Genomic DNA, 19087 nt, shown 5'->3' on the forward strand with positions numbered 1-19087 from the left:
GGCCTGCGGGCCCGCTTGTCGGCCCTGCGCTGCGCGTTCCGGCACGAGTACGCCCACCGGTAGGCGCCACCACGACCGGCGGGATTGGCCTGCCGGCGTCCCGCCGGGGAACGCGTCCCGGGTGTGTCCAGGTGAGCGCCCCGGTAGGAGTTATTGCGAGTGACCTCGCGCCACACCGTGGTCCGGTGACGACCGATCCGCTCAGCGATCTGCGGGAACGTCAATCGCTGACCGAACAGCGCCTCGATCTTCGCCCGCTCCTCAAGTGTCAATCTCTTCCCAGCCATCCGTACACCCTCCCAAGGCGCACGTTGCAACAACCGATTGAAACCGCCCAATCTCGACGGGCACGAACCGCAATCTCGACGGGCACCAACCGCAGTCTCGACGAAAGAAGCTCAGGCGGCGAGGAGGGCGCGCAGGACGTGCATGACGCCGTCCTCGTCGTTGGACGGGGCGACGAACCGGGCGGCGGAGCGGATCTCGGGCTCGGCGTTGGCCACGGCGAACGGCATCCCGACCGACTGCAGCATCGCGAGGTCGTTGAAGTGGTCGCCGAACGCGGCACTCGCCTCGCGGGGGATCCCGAGCGACTCGCGCAGGCGCGTGAGCGCGGCCCCCTTCGAGGCGCCGGCGCGCATGACGTCGGCCCAGTACTCGTGGGAGCGCACGATCGCGGCGTCGAGCTCGAGCGCCTGAAGCGCCGGGACGACCGCCTCGACGATCGGCTCCGCGTCCCAGGTGGCGAGCTTGACGACGTCCTCGGGAAGGTCGGTGAGGTCGTCGACGACCTCGACGACCGGGTAGAAGTGGCGCACGTGCGCGAGGAACGTCGCGTCGCTGCGCTCGACGTACGCCCGAGACGGCGCGCCGGCCACGAGCCCCGTGTCCCGCCCCTGGGCGGCCAGCGCGCGGACGGCGGTGGCGACGCGCACGGTCGTCTCGCGGTCGACGGTCTCGGCGCGCAGCACCTCCTCGCCCTGCCAGGCGACGGCACCGTTCTCCGAGAGCACGGTGATCCGGTCGCCGACGGGCGCCATGGTCTCCATGATCGCGCCGCGCTGCCGCCCGCTCGCGGCGACGAGCACGATGCCGCGCCCGATCAGCTCCTCGGCGACCGGCCGGAACTCGTCGTTCACCGTCTTGTCGGAGCGGACCAGCGTGCCGTCCATGTCGAGCGCCACGAGGCGCAGGTCCCGCGCCTCCTCGGCGGTCGGGAGGTCGAGGGCCGGGGCGAGGGAGGACTGTTCGAGCACGCCCCCAGTCTCCCAGCCTTTCGGGCCGACGTCGTCCGCCCTCGGACGCCGATCGGGTGGCGTCCGACGCTTCCGGACCTCCGGAAGTGCCGCACGCCACCCGAACGGTTCGATCAGCGGATCGCCCACCTCACAGCGCCCACCTCACAGCGCCCACCTCACAGCGCCCACCTCACAGCGCCCGCGTCACGACGACCGCGTCACAACGACCGCGCGAGGCTCCGGCGCATGGCCCACGAGCCGAGCAGCACGGCGAGGGCCGCCATCCCGGCGAGCACCCCGAGCATCGGCAGGATGTCGACGAGCCCGCCGTCGTGCCGCTGGATCTCGGCGAACGCGTCGTAGGCCCAGGCGTGCGGGGTGACGTGGGCGACCTGCCGCATCGTCTCGGGGAACACCTCGAGCGGGGCCATGCCGCCGCCGATGCCGGCGAGCACGAGGCCGAGCCCCACGCCCACCCCGGACGCGGCGCCCTCGTTGTCGAGCACCGAGCCGAGCAGCATCGCCACGCCCGCGGCCACCGCGGCGAACACGGCGAGCACGAGGGCGGACAGGGCGAGGTTGCCCCAGTCCACGCCGAAGAGGATCGCGGTGGCGGCCATGATGTAGAGGCCTTGGAACATCGCGATCACCCACCGCCCGAGGGTGAGCCCGCCCATCATCTGGCTCGTGCGTACCGGCGCGGCCAGCGACCGCCCGATGACCCCGTTGCGGCGGGCCTGGATGAGCGTCCCGGAGGCGGCGAGCGAGATGAGGAAGACGAACAGGAGCAGCTGGGAGACGCCGCCGAGGTCGAACTGGCCGAGACCCGAGAACTCCTGGGCGATCTCGTTCACGTCGGTGACGACGAGCTCCGGCGCCGCGACCTCCTCGCGGGTCTCGCCGAGCGCCTGCTCGGCGTCGGCCTGCTCGGCGCCGGCCGACACGAGCGCGTCGACCTGCGCGCGCTCGAGGGAGAGGGACTCGACGGCGGTCGACACGCGCTGCTCGATCGCGAACGCGTTCCCGCCCGAGCCGGAGACGACCTCGACGGTCACGGGCTCGCCGTCGGCCCAGGAGGTCTCGGCGCCCTCGGGGACGAACAGCCCCACGTCGGTCCGGCCGCGGGCGACGGCCGTCCGCGTCGCATCGGCGTCGTCGGAGGAGACCGTGAGGTCGTGCTCCTCGAGGGCGGTGACGAGCTCGGTGCGCAGCTCGCCGTCGGGTCCCGCCACGGTGACGCTGCCCTGGGAGCCGGCTGCTCCGAACTGGGAGCCGAGCACGAGGACGAGCAGGAGCGGGAAGAAGAAGACGAAGAAGATGTTGGAGCGGTCCCGCAGGAACCGGCGCAGCTCGGTGCCGGCGACCGTCAGGATGGCTCTCACAGCGACGTCCCCCTGTCCGGGACGAGGCGGGACACCGCGCCCATGACGAGTGTGAATCCGAGCAGGACGGCGACCGGGACGGCGATCTCGCCGAGCCCCCCGCCGCCGGAGGTGATCCCGAGTCCGCGCGTGAAGGCGCCGATCGGGTTGAGGTCGAGGATCTGCCCGAGCAGCCCGGAGGCGCTCATCGGGAAGAACGCGCCGCCCGCCATGCCGAGCACGAGCGCGACGATCGACTGGGCGATGTTCGCCTGCTCGCTCGAGCGCGTGACCCGGGCGATGACGAGCATGACGGCGGTGCCGGCGGCGGTCACGCACAGGACGAGCACGGCGACCGCGAACGGGTTGCCGAAGTCGACCCCGAACATCAGGCTGCCCGCGACCAGGAGCACGGTCGTGGCGACCGCGCCGAGGAGGAAGCTCGTCAGCGCCTTGGCGGCGCCGATGTGCCAGGTCGGCATCGGCATCGACCGGAGCCGGGCGAGCGTGCCCTGCTCCCGCTCGGTGACGAGCGCGAGCACGCCGAACCCGACCGTGAACAGGAGGAACAGCCCGGCCTGGCCCGCGACGAGGGTGGCGGAGGCGTCGAGCTGCTCGTCCGCCGTCGTGCCGGCCGTGAGGGCGAGCGCGGTGTCGCCCGCGCCGACCTGTTCGGCGAGCGCCCCGATCTGCTCGGGCGCCATGCCGAGCGCGGACCCGGCGCCGGCCGCCGTCGAGGCGGCGTGCATCCGGGTGAGCGTGCCCTGGAGGATCGACAGCACGACGTCGCCCTCGATCCCGGCGGCGTCACCCTCGATGACGGAGACGTCGAGCGCCTCACCTCCGCGCAGGCCCTCGCCGAAACCCTCGGGCACGACGACGCCGAGCGCGGCGTCGCCCTCCTCGGTCATCGTGCGTGCGTCCTCGGCGGAGGTCTCCTCGACCGTGACGTCGAAGCCCTCGATGCCGCCGAGGACGTCGATCAGGGTGGCGGCGGAGTCGTCGCCGTCGGGGACCGAGGCGGCCACCGTGACGGGGTCGAGCTCGTCGTCCTGCGCCCCGCCGACCACGAGGTTGAGGACCGTCATCAGGGCGAGCGGCACGACGATCGCGAAGATGATGACCGACTTGTCTCGTATGCGTTGACGCAGGTCCGACTGCGTCATGGTCCAGATGGTCCGCATGTCAGTCCCTCAGCGCCTTCCCGGTCAGGTGGAGGAAGACGGACTCGAGGTCGGGGCGCGAGATCTCGACGTCGGAGAGCGTGAGCCCGGCGCCGGTGGCCCGCGTGACGACGTCCGCGACAACGGCGGGCGCGTCACGGACGGTCAGGCGCAGGGTGCGCCGTTCGACGTCGACCTTCTCGACCGCGGCGAGCTCCCGCAGGGCGGCGGCCGCCGCCTCGGTGTCCCCGGTGCCGGACAGGACGATCTGGTCGACCCCGCCCACGATCCGCGTGAGCTCCTCGCGCGTGCCCTCCGCCTGGATCCGCCCGGCGTCGACGATCGCGATCCGGTCGCAGAGCCGCTCGGCCTCCTCCATGTAGTGGGTCGTGTACAGCACGGCCATGCCCTCGACCGAGAGCTTCTCGACCGACTCGAGGATCGAGTTGCGCGACTGCGGGTCCACGCCGACCGTCGGCTCGTCGAGGATGAGCAGCTCGGGGCGGTGGAGCAGGCCGATGCCGATGTTGAGGCGGCGCTGCATGCCGCCGGAGTAGTTCTTCGTCTGGTCCTTCGCGCGGTCGGTCAGGCCGATGAGCTCGAGCACCTCGTCGACACGGCCCTTGAGCTCGGAGCCGGCGATGCCCTGGAGGCGGCCGAAGTACACGAGGTTCTCGCGCGCTGTGAGCTCGGGGTAGATCGCGAGGTCCTGGGGGACGAGCCCGATGTGACGCTTCGGCTCGACGGCGTGCGGGCCGACCCGTTCGCCGGCGATCGTCACGGTCCCGGAGTCGGCGGGGATGAGCCCGGCGACCATCGAGATCGTCGTCGTCTTCCCGGCGCCGTTCGGCCCGAGGAGACCGAAGGTCTCGCCCTTGTCGATGTGGAAGCTCACGCCGCCGACGGCGGTGAGGTCGCCGAACCTGCGGACGACCTCGTCGACCACGAGGACGGCGCTGTCGGGGACGGGGGTGGGTGGGACGTGCTCGGCCTGCTGCGTCATGGCGCCTCTCCTGGCTGGTGGGACGCTGACGACAGTAGGAGCGCGACGTCCGCCGGTCTCCGACATTTGTCATGCATCGACGGGCCACGTGTCACGAACCGACGGGCCACGTGTCACGAACGTCGCGGCGCGCCGGGCGGTGCGGACATGCACCGACACCGCGCGGGCGGCCACAATGACCCATGTGCCCACCCCCGAGAACCGACGCGCTGCGACGCCCGACGTCGCCCGCCGGTCCGCGCAGGCGGGCGACACCCCCGACCGTCTACCCCGGGTGGCCGTCATCGCCGACACGCTGAGCGACCTGCGCGAGCTGCGGCTCCCGCTCGACATCCCGGGCGCCGAGGAGGCGCGCGGGCGGCGACGACGCGTGCTCACGGAGCTCGAGGTCCGCCTCCTGCCGCGCCTGCGCGAGGACTCGGCGCCGGCGGTGGTCGTGCTGGGCGGCTCCTCGGGGGCCGGCAAGTCGACCCTGCTCAACTCACTCGTGGGCGACGAGATCTCCCTCGCCGGCGTGCTCCGGCCCACCACGCGCACCGCGATCCTCGCGGCGCACCCCGACGACGCCGACGCGCTCGTGGACAACCCGCTTCTCGAGCTGGCCCGCCTCGCGCCGACCGATCAGGTCCCGCGGGGCGTGGCCGTGCTCGACGCCCCGGACCTCGACTCGGTCGAGGCGCGCAACCGGCAGCTGTCCGCGCGGCTCGTCGAGGCCGCCGACCTGTGGGTATTCGTCACCACCCCCGTGCGGTACGGCGACGAGCTGCCGTGGTCGGCGCTCGCCGCCGCGCAGGCGCGCGGGGTGACGGTCGCGGTCGTCCTCAACCGGGCCAACGACCGGGTCCGGCGCGAGGTCGAGCAGGACCTCACCAGGAGGCTCCAGGCCCTCGGCGCCTCGGACGCCCCGATCTTCGTGGTGCCCGACGTCGGACCGAACCACGGTCCGCTCCCGCCCGAGAGGGTCTCCGAGCTGCGGCAGTGGCTCGGCCTCGTCGCGCGCTCCCGGGCGGGGTCGATGCTGCGCCGGCACACGACCCGGACCACGTGGGCGGCCCTTCGCGCCGACCTGCTCGCGATCGCCGACGCCGCCGACGCGCAGGTGCGGCGCGCCGAGGAGCTGACCGGGCTGGTCGACGACGCGATCGCCGGACCGCTGGCGGACGTCCGCGAGGCCGTGACCGACCCGTCGCTCGGGCACGGATCGCCCACCACGCGCTGGCTCGCGCTCGCCTCGACCGGCGGTCCGCTCGCCCGGGTCGCCACCCGGCCCGAGCGGCTGCGCTCCGGTCGCGCGCGGGTCAACGAGGAACGCCGGGCCGCCGCCGTCAGCGTGGGCGCCCAGGTCGACGGCCCCGTCCACGACACGATCCTGCGGCACGTGCGCGCCGCCGACTCGGCGATGACCTCGCGCTGGGAGGCCGGGGGTGCCGCCGAGATCCTCGCCGGCGAGCGGGTCCGCCGCGCGCGCGGCCCCGAGGCGCTCGCCGAGCGCGCTGTCGAGGCGTGGCAGGCCTCGGTCTCAGCGGCCGTCGACCCGGTCGCGTCCGGGACGACGGCGGGCGACGTGCTCGGGGCCGACGGGGTCGCCGGCCTCGTGCGCGCCGCTGCCGTGGGCCTCGCCGGCCCCGCCACCGCGCTGCGGGGGCTGTTCCCGTCCGACGGGGAGCGACTCGTGACCGGCGCCCGCGAGAGCCTGACCGACCTGGCCCAGGGCGCCGTCCGCGACGTCGCCCGCCCCTACGCCGACGTCCTGGCGGACCTCGCCGTCGACCCCGGCACCGCCGTCCGCCTCCGCGCGGGCGAGCTCAAGGAGTTCACGTGACCCAGACCGCACCGATCGCGGCCGCCTCCGACCGTCCCGTCGCCGAGCGGCTGCGTGCCCGCATCGGCGCCCTCACCGAGGCGCTCGACCGTGCCGGCGACCGGGTGGACGCCGAGGCCGCGGCCACCGCGCGCGAGCGGTGCGCGGAGCTGCTCGACCGGCTCGAGCTCGGCGTGGACCACGCGGTCGTCGCGCTCGTCGGCGGGACCGGCTCGGGCAAGTCGTCGATGTTCAACCAGATCGCCACGCTCGAGGTGGCCGAGGTGGGGCCGCTGCGCCCGACCACCGAGGAGCCCACGGCCTGTGTGTGGGGTCCGGACGCGACACGTCTGCTCGACTTCCTCCTCGTCGAGCCCGGTCGCCGGGTGACGCGCGAGTCGCTGCTCGACGCCTCGGACGAGGAGCTCCTGCACGGCCTCGTCCTCCTCGACCTGCCGGACCACGACTCCCGCTCGGAGTCCAACCAGCGGATCGTCGAGCGGATGCTGCCGCTCGTCGACGTCCTCGTCTGGATCGTCGACCCGCAGAAGTACGCCGACCACGTCCTCCACGACAACTACCTCACGCACCTGCGCGGCCGCGAGGAGCACATGCTCGTGGTGGTCAACCAGATCGACAACCTGCGCGAGCAGGACGTCGACGTCGTCGTCGAGGACGTGCGGGAGGTGCTGCGCCGCGACGGCCTCGACGGGGTCGAGATCCTCACCGCCTCCGCGCTGACGGGGGAGGGGGTCGCCGACGTGCGGGAGTTCCTCGCCCGCGCGCTCGTGCGTCCCACGACTTCGTCGGCCACGCTCGACGCCGGGATCGACCGCCTCGCCGAGCGCCTCGCCGACCAGGTCGCCGACCGGCAGATCACCCCGCCCGCCGACGACGCCGTGGGCGCCCACCTCTCCCGCGCCGTCGGGACCGAGGCCGCCGCCGACTCGGTGCGCACCGCCGTCCGTTCGGGCGGCGCGGCCGCGAGGCCCGAGCCGGTCCGACCGCTCGCCGTGGCCGACGTGCGCGGCGACTGGCTCGCCGAGGTCACCGCGGGCGTGCCCGAGCGGTGGTCGAGGTCGCTCGACGACGCCGTCACCGATGCGCCGGACCTGGCCCGCGCGGTGGACGCCGCCGTCGCGGAGGTCCCGCTGCCCGCCACCGACGTGCCCCGCGCCCGCGGGCTGCAGATCGGGGGCGCGGTGGCGCTCGCGCTGGCGGTCGTCGTGGTGGTCGTCGGGCTGATTGCGTCCCTGCCGCTGGTCGCATGGGTGCTCGGGGCCGTGGTGCTCGCCGGCGTCGGGGCGGGTCTGCTCCTCGCGGCGCCGAGGGTGCGGGCCACGGCGGCCGACGAGCGCGCGACCGGCTACTCCCGCGAGCTCGACTCCCGGCTGCGCGACGTGGGGCGCTCCGCCCTGCGCGAGCCCGCCGAGCCGGTCCTCGCCGATCACGAGTCCCTCCGCACGGCCCTCGCCTGACGGTCCCCATCACTCACCTGTCGTCGAGATTGCGGTTCGTCGTCGTCGAGATTGCGGTTGGTGCCCGCCGAGATTGCGGTTGGGAGCCCCGCCTTCTGGTCGAGAGTGCGGGGTAGCGCCTCGACCTTCTGCCGAGAGCGCGGCTCGGGGTCTCGCTCCTCGTCGAGAGCGCGGCTCAGGGCCGTCCCGCCCGCCACGACGTCCCCACAGGTCCGCGGACTGCACCCTCGTCCACAGCCCCCGACGACGGTCCGCACATCGAGTGGGTCCCTCACGCCACGGTGGGCGCGAGTCGGCACGGCGCCGGCAGCGAAGGAGCACGTCATGTCCAACGAGATCCAGGTGACGGTGCGCGGCAACGCCGCCGCCGACGCCATCCTCCGTACCACCGAGTCCGGGACGCCCTGGGTGTCGTTCCGCCTCGGTTCGACCCCGCGCAAGTTCGACACCGTGAGCAACACCTGGGTGGACGGACCCACCCAGTGGTTCAACGTCAAGAACTTCGGCCGGATGGCGCCCCACATCGGGGCGTCAGTCAAGAAGGGGACGCCCGTGCTCGTACGCGGGAACCTCGCCACCGAGACGTGGACCGGCAAGGACGGCGGGGAGCGCACCAACCTCGTCATCAACGGCGAGTCCGTCGCTCTCGAGATGTCCCGCGGGCTGACCACCTACACGAAGGTCGACAACGGAACGGCGGGCCAGGGCGAGCAGCAGGGTCCGGCGTCGTCGGACGGCGATCTCTCCGGTGCGCCGGAGGTCGACGAGGCCGACGGCGTCGAGACCGGTCACGGGATCGAGTCCGAGCCCCTCGAGGTCGACCGCGAGCTCGAGTCGGCCTTCTGACCGCCCGGGGCGTCCGGCCGCGCGGGGAGAGTGGTCGGACGCCCGGGGTGATCGTCGTCGACAGGTCGGCGCCTCCCGGGTCGGATGCGAGGACGGGTTGGGCCCGGTTCCCCCGCCTCGCCTACGCTGGGGGACAGCGCCGCGGCCGCACGGGCCGGGCACACCCCACCACCTGATCGAGAGGGAGCTACGTGGCCGAGTACATCTACTCCATGGTCCGGGCCCGCAAGGCCCACGGGGACAAGGTCATCCTCGACGACGTGACGATGTCGTTCTACCCGGGCGCCAAGATCGGCATGGTCGGTCCGAACGGCGCGGGGAAGTCCACGATCCTCAAGATCATGGCCGGCCTCGACCAGCCGTCGAACGGCGACGCCGTCCTCACCCCCGGTCACACCGTGGGCATCCTCCTGCAGGAGCCGCCGCTCAACGAGGAGAAGACCGTCCTCGGCAACGTCCAGGAGGGTGTGGGCGAGATCCTGGGCAAGGTCGAGCGGTTCAACGAGATCGGCAACGAGATGGCCGAGCCGGACGCCGACTTCGACGCGCTCATGGAGGAGATGGGCAAGCTCCAGACCGAGATCGACGCCGCCAACGCGTGGGACATCGACGCCCAGCTCGCGCAGGCCATGGACGCGCTGCGCTGCCCGCCGCCGGACTCGCCGGTCACCAACCTCTCGGGTGGTGAGCGCCGCCGCGTCGCGCTGTGCAAGCTCCTGCTCGAGCAGCCCGACCTCCTGCTCCTCGACGAGCCCACCAACCACCTCGACGCCGAGTCCGTCCTCTGGCTCGAGCAGCACCTGTCGAAGTACCCCGGCGCCGTCATCGCCGTCACGCACGACCGGTACTTCCTCGACCACGTGGCCGAGTGGATCGCCGAGGTCGACCGCGGCCGCCTCTACCCGTACGAGGGCAACTACTCCACGTACCTGGAGAAGAAGCAGCAGCGCCTCGAGGTCCAGGGCAAGAAGGACGCCAAGATGGCCAAGCGCCTGGCCGACGAGCTCGAGTGGGTGCGCTCCAACGCCAAGGGCCGGCAGGCCAAGTCGAAGGCGCGACTCGCCCGCTACGAGGAGATGGCCGCCGAGGCCGAGCGCACGAGGAAGCTCGACTTCGAGGAGATCCAGATCCCGCCCGGCCCGCGGCTCGGCAGCGTGGTCATCGAGGCGCGCGACCTGCACAAGGGCTTCGACGACCGCGTGCTCATCGACGGACTGTCCTTCAGCCTCCCGCGCAACGGCATCGTCGGCGTCATCGGCCCCAACGGTGTCGGCAAGACGACGCTGTTCAAGACGATCGTCGGCCTGGAGCCGCTGGACTCCGGCGACCTGACGATCGGCGAGACGGTGAAGATCAGCTACGTCGACCAGTCGCGCGGCGGCATCGACCCGGACAAGAGCCTCTGGGAGGTCGTCTCGGACGGGATGGACTACATCCAGGTCGGCAACGTCGAGATGCCCTCGCGCGCGTACGTCTCGGCGTTCGGCTTCAAGGGGCCGGACCAGCAGAAGCGGGCCGGCGTGCTGTCCGGCGGTGAGCGCAACCGCCTCAACCTCGCGCTCACGCTCAAGCAGGGCGGCAACCTCCTGCTCCTCGACGAGCCCACCAACGACCTCGACGTCGAGACCCTCGGCTCCCTGGAGAACGCCCTGCTCGAGTTCCCCGGCTGCGCGGTCGTCGTCACGCACGACCGGTGGTTCCTCGACCGCGTCGCCACGCACATCCTCGCGTGGGAGGGCACCGAGGAGAACCCGGCCAGCTGGTACTGGTTCGAGGGCAACTTCGAGTCCTACGAGGCCAACAAGGTCCAGCGCCTCGGCCCGGAGGCCGCGCGCCCCCACTCCGTCACCTACCGCAAGCTCACGCGCGACTGACCTCGGTCCCACCGACGAACCGGCCGCGCGCGTCAGGCGCGGCCGGTTCGTTTGTGCTGTCGCGCGTCCGATATGGTCCCTCGCGGCCCATCCTCAACGACTCCAGGAGAGACAGTGACTGAGTACAACCCCTCGGCAGCATCGGCGCCCGGCCCCGGCGGGCAGCCCGGCCCCGACCACGGGTACGGACAGCAGCCGCAGGGCTACGGCCAGCCCGCCCCCGGGGCCGGCTACGGCCAGACGGGCGGCTACGCCCAGGGGCAGCCGGGACAGGCCCCCGCCGGCTACGGTGCGCCGGGTCAGCAGTACGCGCCGCAGGCCCAGGGCCAGGGGAACGTCTTCTCCGCCCTCTTCTCCGGCAGCTTCACCGAGTCGGCCGTCGCGCGATTCGCCTCGACGATCTTCTACATCGGCGTGGCGATCCTCGCCGTCGAGTGGATCGGTGAGATCTTCACCCTGACGAGCGCTTACGGCGATGCCCCGGCCGGCCTGTGGGTGCAGTGGGTGCTCAGCCTCGCCGTCGTGCTCCTCAAGGTCGCCGTGCTGCGCGGCTTCATCGAGATCGTCGTGGCGGTCTCGCGTCAGCGCAGGTAGGACGAGCGTGCGGCGCGAGTCGTCCGCCGCATACGCGAGCACCAGCTCCGACGACGAGTGAGCGCCGCCCGGTCACAGACCGGGCGGCGCTCGTTCGTGCTGGACAGTGGTCCGTTCGCTCGCCCGCCCGCCCGGCGAGTGAGGGGAAGTCCTCCCAACGAGTGAGCGCGTCGCCCCGGGGACGACGAAGCGGGCCCCGCTCCCTGATGGGTGCGAGGCCCGCTCACTGGTCGGACCGAAGTCCGCTCCTTCGTCGGTTACGTCAGCGGCGGATGCCGAGGGTGTCCTCGCCGTCGCCGTTCCAGTCACCGACGAAGACCTCGTCGCCCGAGCGGCCGTAACGCACCTCGAGGTCCGCCCAACCACCGGTGAGGGTGTTGGACATCAGGTACAGGTTCCCGCGACGCGAGGCGAACGTGTCGCTCCCGTCCCCGTCCCAGTCACCCACGAGCACCTGGTCGTTGCCGCGCCCGTAGGTGAACTCCGCGTCCGCCCAGCCGGAGCTGAGCGAGTTGGACACGAAGTACCGGGCACCACGACGCACGGCGAACGTGTCGGTGCCGTCGGCGTCGTAGTCACCGACCAGGACCTGGTCGTTCGCACGGCCGTAGTCCAGCTCGGTCTCCGCGTCCCCACCCGCAAGCGAGTTGGTCAGGAAGTACGAGTTACCGCGACGAACGGCGAAGGAGTCCACGCCGTCACCGTCCCAGTCACCCACGAGCACGGTGTCCCCGGAGCGGCCGAAGGTCAGCTCGATGTCCGCGTTGCCCCCGTAGAGGAAGTTGGACAGGAAATAGGCGTTCCCACGGCGCACCGCGAGCGTGTCGCTGCCGTTGCCGTCCCAGTCACCCACGAGCACCTGGTCACCGGGGCGACCGAAGGAGAACTCGTGGTCCGCCCAGATGTCCCAGCCGTCGTTGAGGTAGAACCCACGACCCGGCGACGGCGGGACCGGCTCGGGGTCGGGGTCCGGCGTCGTGCTGTCGTCGAAGGTGTGGCTCCACTCGGTGGTGGCGTCCTCGGCCAGCTCGTACCCCTCGGCCGCGCGCGCCGTGACGGTCACGGTCCCCTCACCGGGGTGCGTGCCCGCCTCGACGACCTCGTCGCCGACCAGGTACTCCACGCCCTCGACCTCGGGAACCGTGAACGTGTCCGCGTCGGTCCCGTCCTCGTCCGTGAACACCACGTCCTCAGGAGTCACCACCACCGGCTCGGGCTCGTCGGTCCCGCACTGCCCGCTGGCCGCGCCCGCGACCGTGAAGGGCACGCCCGAGTCCGTCGGGACGACCGCGTTGCCCGTGCAGGCCAGCGAGCCGTCGACGGTAAGACCGGAGAGGATGGTCGCCATGCGGCCGCTGTTGTCCGCGATCGTCACGTCGTCGGCGACCTCCGAGCGGTCGATGACGACAGGGCCCGCCGTGCCGGTGACGCTGAGCGTGCCCCCGATCGTCGACTGCTCACACCCGGCGGTCGTGTCGCCCACCGAGACCTGGCCGGTCGTACCAGCGATGCTCACCGGTCCGGTGACGCCGGACCCGCAGATCGCGACGACGGAGGCGCCGTTGGTGGTGATCGAACCGGTGACCTCGGAGTCCTGGACGATGAGCCGTCCGCCGTCGGTGACGGTGATGTCGCCCGAGACGTTCGCGTCGTCGAGGCAGAGCCCGCCCGCGCCGGCGGTGACCGATCCGTCGTGGGCGCCGGTGATCGTCTGCTCGCACGGCGGTGCGATCGAGACGTTCCGCGACCACACCTCCCACGGCGCCACACGCCCGCGGTCACCGGCGACGACGACGTTCATCGAGTCGAGCACCGTGAAGGCGCCGTTCTCGGAGTTGTTGTAGTCGACGCCGACCGGGACGCTCCAGTCGTCCCCGCGCCCGCTCTCGGACATCGTGAGCACGAGCCCGGGCCGCCCCACCATGAGGAGCAGCTCGCCCGAGGGGAGCATCTCCATCGTGGGCTGGACGCTCTCCAGGTCCTGCCCGGCCGGGCCGACGTCGATCGGCTCCGGCTCGCTCCAGGTCGCGCCGTCGTCCGTCGAGCGCGAGTGGAGCATCGGCAGGTGCCAGCCGGTGCGCATGACCATGTACAGCGAACCGTCGGCGAGCCGCTCGACCGCGCCCTCGCTCGGTCCGTCGTAGGCGGTGACGTCGGCGAGCTCCGGGTCCTCCACGGCGACCGTGCCGCGGACGTCCCAGTTGATGCCGCCGTCCTCGGAGACGAGCAGGAGCTGGCGGTAGTTCTCGTCACCCTCGTAGTAGCCGTAGGCCGAGATGTACAGCGTGCCGTCGGGGTCCTCGAGCAGGGTGTGGAGCAGCACGAAGCCGCCCAGCGTTGTCCCCGGCCGCGGTGAGGTGGCGCCGATCGGCCGCATCGGCTCGGGCGTGTCGAGCACACCGTCGCGGTGCTCCCAGCTCGTGCCGCCGTCGGAGGAGATCGCGGTCTCCACGGTGGCCTGGCGGTTGTCGCTGCCCTCCACCATGAACGTGTTGAAGTCGACCGCGATGATGTCGCCGTTGCGGAGCCTCGACACGGTGATGCCCGAGGCGTCCGGCATGGGGTTGAGGTCCACGGCGGGGGTCCAGCTCGCGCCGTCGTCGTCCGACATCCCGAAGAGGAAGCCGGAGGCGTCGATGCGGTCCGGGCTGGCCGAGTACGGGAAGATGATGCGACGTCCGCCGTCGTCGGTCGGGACGAGGATCCCGCCGAGGGGGAAGCCGAGATCCTCGCCGTCGTCGTCGATCGTCACGGTGTCGCCGATGGTGAACGGCGCGGTGCCGACCGCCTCGGCCGGGGTCTCCTCGGCCGTGCCGAACGTGACGTCGTCGATGAAGAGATCGTCGACCGCAGCCCCGACGCCGGTCGCACCCGTGGTGAAGGCGAGCCCGGTGATGGCCGTGACCGCGTTGGTCGCACCCGAGTTGTTGCCGATGGTCGACCCCGCGGAGCCGACGTACTCGCCTCCGACGCTCACCCGCGCGGCGGCGTTGTCGCTCGGCACCGCCACCTCGATCTGCGACCACTCGCCGAGCGGGACGCTGCCGGCCGGGGCCAGCTCGCGCCAGGTCCGGGTCCACTGCTCGTACCACTCGATGCTGCCGTCGTCGATCACTCGTAGGCGGAAGAGCGAGTTGGCCGGGTGGCCGGTCGGGAGCAGCGAGTCGCCGACGATGTCGAACGTGAATCCCTCGAGCGCCGTGGGGTTGACGTCGAAGGAGAGGTAGGCGCCCTGTTGGGGGGCGACCGGGCAGGTCACGCCGACGGCCGCGTCGGAGCTCGTGTCCTGGAGCAGCAGAGAGCGCTCGCCCCCGGACGCGGCCGCGTCGCTGACGAGCGCCGGGTCGTACCCGTCGAGCGTCGAGCAGTTGGCCGGTACGGCACCGACGTCGTCGTTCTCGAAGGTCAGCGTGTCGAACTCGCCGGCGACGGTGATCTCCTGGGTGCTGTCGGACTCGTTGCCGAGAGCGTCGGTGATCACGGTGCGGAGCGTGTTGACCCCGGGCCGGGTGAACGTGTGGGAGATCGACACCGTCACCCAACCGTCGTCGTCGGGACCGCTGAGGACCGCCGGGATGGTCTCGCCCTGCCACTCGGCGACCGCGGTGTAGTCCTCGAGCGCCTCGCCCTCGGGCAGCTGGAACCTGGCGATCGGCTCGTCGGTGACCTCCGTGCCGACCGCGAGGCCGGTGTCGTCGAACGTGGGCTCGATGGTGAGACCGGCGAAGGCGTCGTCGGGCAGCTCGCCGGAGACGGCGAGGTCGTCGATGTAGTAGTCGACGCCGACGGCGCCGGCACCGGCCGAGCCGAAGTAGATCTCACCCATCGTGGGTGACTCCGCGTTGCGCCGGTCGGTCTCGAACCGGACGCCGTTGAGGATGAGCTCGGCACGCTCGGTGGTCGCGTTGATGGTGACGTCGACCCACTCGTTGAGCGTCGCACCTCCCGGGATCGTGGCGACGTCGGCGAAGCTCGACCCGTTGTAGGCCGCGACGCGGATGTCGTCCCCGTCGCGGTTGAAGGTGAACCGCCAGACGCCGTTGGCGCTGGTGCCCGGTGCGCCCTGGATGGCCACGTAGGGGCCGGCGTTGATCTGGGCGGGGGAGAACCGGTAGGAGACCGAGCGTTCCTCGGTCTGGGGGTAGTCGCACCAGGCTCGGGTGTAGACGGTGTTGTCCTGGTCGACCACGCGCATGGCGCGGTTGCCCTCGGCCGCCCCGCCGAAGGCGGCCTCGGACACGGTGACGTCACCGATGATGCGGCAGTCCGCGGGTGGCTCGCCGAGCGGCTCGTCGTCGAAGGTACGCACGGCGCCGTCGGCCGGCGCCGCTACGGCCGGTGAGCTCGGTACGACGGCGCCCGACACCAGCGTCAGGGCACAGGCGGCCACGGCGGCCGCGAGCGCGGCGCGTCGTGGACGCGATCTGCGGAGTTTCATCTCTTCCACTTCCTCCTCGGTGGTGCGGCCGGCACGGTGTGGCGGCGCCTGGGGTCATGCGGGGGCCCGCCCGGGGGCGGTGGGGACGTCGGTGATCGGGGGTTTGTCAGCGGCGGATGCCGAGGGTGTCGGTGCCGTCGCGGTTCCAGTCGCCGACGACGACCTCGTCGCCGGTGCGGCCGTAGAACTGCTCGATGTCGGCCCACCCGCCTGTGAGGGTGTTGGACACGAGGTACTGGTTCCCGCGTCGGGAGGCGAAGGTGTCTGCGCCGTCGCCGTCCCAGTCGCCCACGAGGACCTGGTCGTTCGCCCGGCCGTAGTCGAACTGCGCGTCCGCCCAACCTGAGGTCAGCGAGTTGGAGACGTAGTAGGTGGTGCCGCGCCGCACGGCGAACGTGTCCACGGAGTCGGCGTCGTAGTCACCGACGAGGACCTGGTCGGACGCCCGGCCGTAGTCCAGCTCGGTCTCCGCGTTCCCGCCGGTGTGGCGGTTGGTGAGGAAGTAGGAGTTCCCGCGTCGGATGGCGAAGGAGTCGGACCCGTCGCCGTCCCAGTCGCCCACGAGCACGGTGTCGCCGGAGCGGCCGAAGGTCAGCTCCACGTCCGCCGTCCCGCCGTAGAGGGTGTTGGACAGGTAGTACGCGTTCCCACGCCTGACCGCGAGGGTGTCGGAGCCGTTGCCGTCCCAGTCACCGACGAGGACCTCGTCGCCGGGGCGGCCGAAGCTGAACTCGTGGTCGGCCCAGATGTCCCAGTCGTCGTTGAGGTAGAACCCACGACCCGGCGACGGCGGAACGGGCTCAGGGTCCGGCTCCCCGGGCTCGCCCAGCTCCTCGTCGTCGATGAGCGTGACGAGGAACGGGTCGAGCGTGACGTCGGGCGTCTCCTCGGTGATCGCGGCAGTGGCCGTGGTCGCCTCGTGCTCGTAGCCCTCGGGCACGCCGGTCAGCGTGACCTCGTAGTCCCCGGCGCCCTCGACGACCACCGTGATGACGCCGTCGGCCTCGGCCAGGTCGGCCTCTCCGCCGTCGACGACCGTGATCTCCTCACCGTCACCGGGCGCCACGACCGTGATCGCGCCACCGGCAACAGCGGCACCGTCCGCGTCCTCGACGGACGCCGTGACCGAACCCGCCACCGGCTCCGGCTCGTTCGGGTCCGCGGGGTAGTCGCCCAGGGAGCTGAAGGTGCCGACGACGGCGTTGATGTTCGTGTCGTAGCTGACCGTGAGGTACTCGTTCTCGCGGACGAGGGCGGAGCTCGGGTCTCCCTGGTCGACGTTGTTCCGCGACATGTAGAGGAGCACCGGGGTCGTGTCGGTCCAGGCCTGGCCGCGGTGCGCGAGGCGGGCGACGACGGGCTCGCTGGAGCCGTAGTCGTTCCCGCCGTAGGTGAGCAGCATCCGTCCCTCCGGCAGCGTGAGGATGTCGGCCGCCTGCATGCTCCACGGCACCGGGCTCGCGACGGACCACGTGCGGCCGCCGTCGAACGAGTCGCTGACGAGTCCGGGGCGGATGACGGCGGTCAGGTGGTCGTCGTCCAGGACGGCCACCTCGATCTCGGAGAGGCCGACCCCGGGCTCCGACGGGATCATCACCTCGTTCTCCAGCGGCCAGGTCCGCCCGCCGTCCGTGCTGCGTACGACGCTGGCGCGGCCCAGCGCGGCATCGGGGCGCGTCCCGTACAGGGGGACGAGCAGGTCGCCGTTGTCCAGCTCGACGACGTTGCCGGACTCGGCGGCCCAGCCGAGAAGGTAGTGGCCGCTGCGGGGCCCGCAGCCGCAGCTCATCGACGTCTCGACGAGGGCGGGGTCGGACCACGTCGTGCCGCCGTCCTCGGAGCGTGCCACGTAGGTGTCGATCGTGGCGCCCTCGGCGGGATAGTCGGTCCAGTCCGTCTGGAACCAGGTGAGCACGATGGTCCCGTCGCGCAGCTGCGTGATCTGCGGGTCGCGGTCGTCGTCGGGCGTGTCGATGACGACCCGCGGCTCCGACCAGGTCAGCCCGCCGTCGGTGCTCTCGGTCCACCTGATCTCACCGGGATCACCGCCGTCGCCCGGCGAGTGCCCGTTGGACCAGTAGTAGACCGTGGCCAGGCGGCCGTCGTCGAGGCGTGCGACCTCCGGGAAGAAGGGCCGCTCGTCGCCGTCGCCCTCCGCGATGATGACGTCCGGCTGAACCCTGGAGCTCGCGCCGACCGACTGCGCGGCCACCGACTCGGTCCCGTCCGGACCGGTGACGATCGTGCGCAGGATCCCGCGGTCCCCGTCCTCGAAGGTATGCGTCACCGACACGGTCGCCCACCCGTCGGCGTCCGGGTCGCCGAGCTCGGCCGGGACGGTCTGGTCCTGCCACTCGACCGCCGCGGTGTAGTCCGCGACGTCGGCGCCCTCGGGCAGCTGGACGCGCGCGACGGACAGGTCCACGACCTCGCCGGCGTCGATGAAGTCGTCGAGGAGGGGCTCGACGGCGAGGCCGGCGAAGGCATCGTCGGGCAGCTCGCCGGAGACGGCGAGGTCGTCGATGTAGTAGTCGACGCCGACGGCGCTGGCGCCGGCGGACCCGAAGTAGATCTCGCCCAACGTGGGCGAGGGTGCGTTGCGCCTCTCGGTCTGGAACCGGACGCCGTTGACGATGATCTCGGCGCGCTCGGTCGTGGCGTTGATGGTGACGTCCACCCACTCGTTGAGTGCCGCGCCACCCGCGACCCGGGCGACGTCGGCGAAGCTGGACCCGTCGTAGGCCGCGATCCGGATGTCGTCCCCGTCGCGGTTGAAGGTGAACCGCCAGACGCCGTTGGCACTGGTGCCCTCGGCACCTTGGATGGCGACGTAGGGGCCGGCGTTGAACTCGGCGGGAGAGAACCGGTAGGAGACGGACCGCTCCTCGGTCTGGGGATAGGTGCACCAGGCTCGGGTGTAGACCGAGCTGCTCTGGTCGACCACCCGCATCGCCTGGTTCGTCTCGGCCGCGCCGCCGAAGGCGGCCTCGGCGACGGTGACGTCACCGATGATCCGGCAGTCCGCGGGTGGCTCGCCGAGCGGCTCGTCGTCGAACGTGCGCACGGCACCGTCCGCGGGCGCCGCAGCGGCGGGAGACCCGCGTAGCACCGCCACTGGCGCCAGTGCCAGGACGAGCGCGAGGAGCGCAGCGGTGGCGAGACCGAGCCACCGCCGGTGAGTAGAGGGACTGAACCTGACCAAGGGGAGGGCGATCACGAGTGGCTCCTTTGCCGACCGTTGAGACGCAACTATCAGCATGGACCCCCGTTCCATGTCGAGAGTGTCATGTC

12 protein-coding genes are annotated in these 19087 nt (G+C 72.0%); 5 read left to right on the plus strand and 7 right to left on the minus strand.

Features of this window, described 5'->3' with window-relative positions; genetic code table 11:
• The 5 genes from ACZLMO_RS14595 to ACZLMO_RS14615 all read right to left on the minus strand — a co-directional run.
• On the minus strand, positions 1-287 hold a 287-nt coding region (locus ACZLMO_RS14595; RefSeq protein WP_463653327.1), incomplete at its 3' end, for a helix-turn-helix domain-containing protein.
• Between the two features lie 111 nt (positions 288-398).
• Positions 399-1256, minus strand: coding sequence for an HAD family hydrolase (locus ACZLMO_RS14600; protein ID WP_463654142.1), 858 nt, complete (start codon positions 1254-1256; stop codon positions 399-401).
• Positions 1257-1456: 200 nt separating this feature from the next.
• The gene (locus ACZLMO_RS14605; protein ID WP_425714965.1) at positions 1457-2620 is read right to left on the minus strand and encodes an ABC transporter permease; all 1164 of its coding nucleotides are present in this window, start codon (positions 2618-2620) and stop codon (positions 1457-1459) included.
• Positions 2617-3765, minus strand: coding sequence for an ABC transporter permease (locus ACZLMO_RS14610; protein WP_463654143.1), 1149 nt, complete (start codon positions 3763-3765; stop codon positions 2617-2619). The genes ACZLMO_RS14605 and ACZLMO_RS14610 overlap by 4 nt, the downstream gene beginning before the upstream one ends.
• A 19-nt stretch (positions 3766-3784) precedes the next feature.
• Positions 3785-4765, minus strand: a complete 981-nt coding sequence (locus ACZLMO_RS14615) for an ABC transporter ATP-binding protein (protein WP_425714963.1) — start codon at positions 4763-4765, stop codon at positions 3785-3787.
• Between the two features lie 184 nt (positions 4766-4949).
• On the opposite strand from ACZLMO_RS14615, the gene ACZLMO_RS14620 reads away from it, so the two are divergent.
• From ACZLMO_RS14620 to ACZLMO_RS14640, 5 genes are all read left to right on the plus strand, one after another.
• Complete coding sequence (locus ACZLMO_RS14620) at positions 4950-6587, plus strand: GTPase domain-containing protein (RefSeq protein WP_463654144.1); 1638 nt, start codon at positions 4950-4952, stop codon at positions 6585-6587.
• Positions 6584-8044, plus strand: a complete 1461-nt coding sequence (locus tag ACZLMO_RS14625; RefSeq protein WP_425714960.1) for a GTPase — start codon at positions 6584-6586, stop codon at positions 8042-8044. The genes ACZLMO_RS14620 and ACZLMO_RS14625 overlap by 4 nt, the downstream gene beginning before the upstream one ends.
• A gap of 324 nt (positions 8045-8368) precedes the next feature.
• Entirely contained in the window at positions 8369-8890 is a 522-nt protein-coding gene (locus ACZLMO_RS14630) for a single-stranded DNA-binding protein (protein WP_425714959.1), read from the plus strand.
• A gap of 191 nt (positions 8891-9081) precedes the next feature.
• The gene (ettA, locus tag ACZLMO_RS14635; RefSeq protein WP_463654145.1) at positions 9082-10764 is read left to right on the plus strand and encodes an energy-dependent translational throttle protein EttA; all 1683 of its coding nucleotides are present in this window, start codon (positions 9082-9084) and stop codon (positions 10762-10764) included.
• A gap of 114 nt (positions 10765-10878) precedes the next feature.
• A complete protein-coding gene (locus ACZLMO_RS14640) occupies positions 10879-11358 on the plus strand; it encodes a DUF4282 domain-containing protein (protein WP_425714957.1) in 480 nt (159 codons plus the stop codon).
• A 262-nt stretch (positions 11359-11620) separates the two neighbouring features.
• Here ACZLMO_RS14640 and ACZLMO_RS14645 read toward each other — a convergent pair whose 3' ends face one another.
• Both ACZLMO_RS14645 and ACZLMO_RS14650 read right to left on the minus strand, forming a co-directional pair.
• Positions 11621-15796 carry an exo-alpha-sialidase gene (locus ACZLMO_RS14645; RefSeq protein ID WP_463654146.1) on the minus strand — a complete coding sequence of 1392 codons (4176 nt, stop codon included), beginning with the start codon at positions 15794-15796 and terminating at the stop codon, positions 11621-11623.
• 106 nt (positions 15797-15902) lie between these two features.
• Positions 15903-19013, minus strand: a complete 3111-nt coding sequence (locus tag ACZLMO_RS14650; RefSeq protein WP_463654147.1) for a sialidase family protein — start codon at positions 19011-19013, stop codon at positions 15903-15905.
• Between the last annotated feature and the right edge of the window lie 74 nt (positions 19014-19087).

This window comes from Georgenia sp. G2120, from assembly GCF_055326485.1.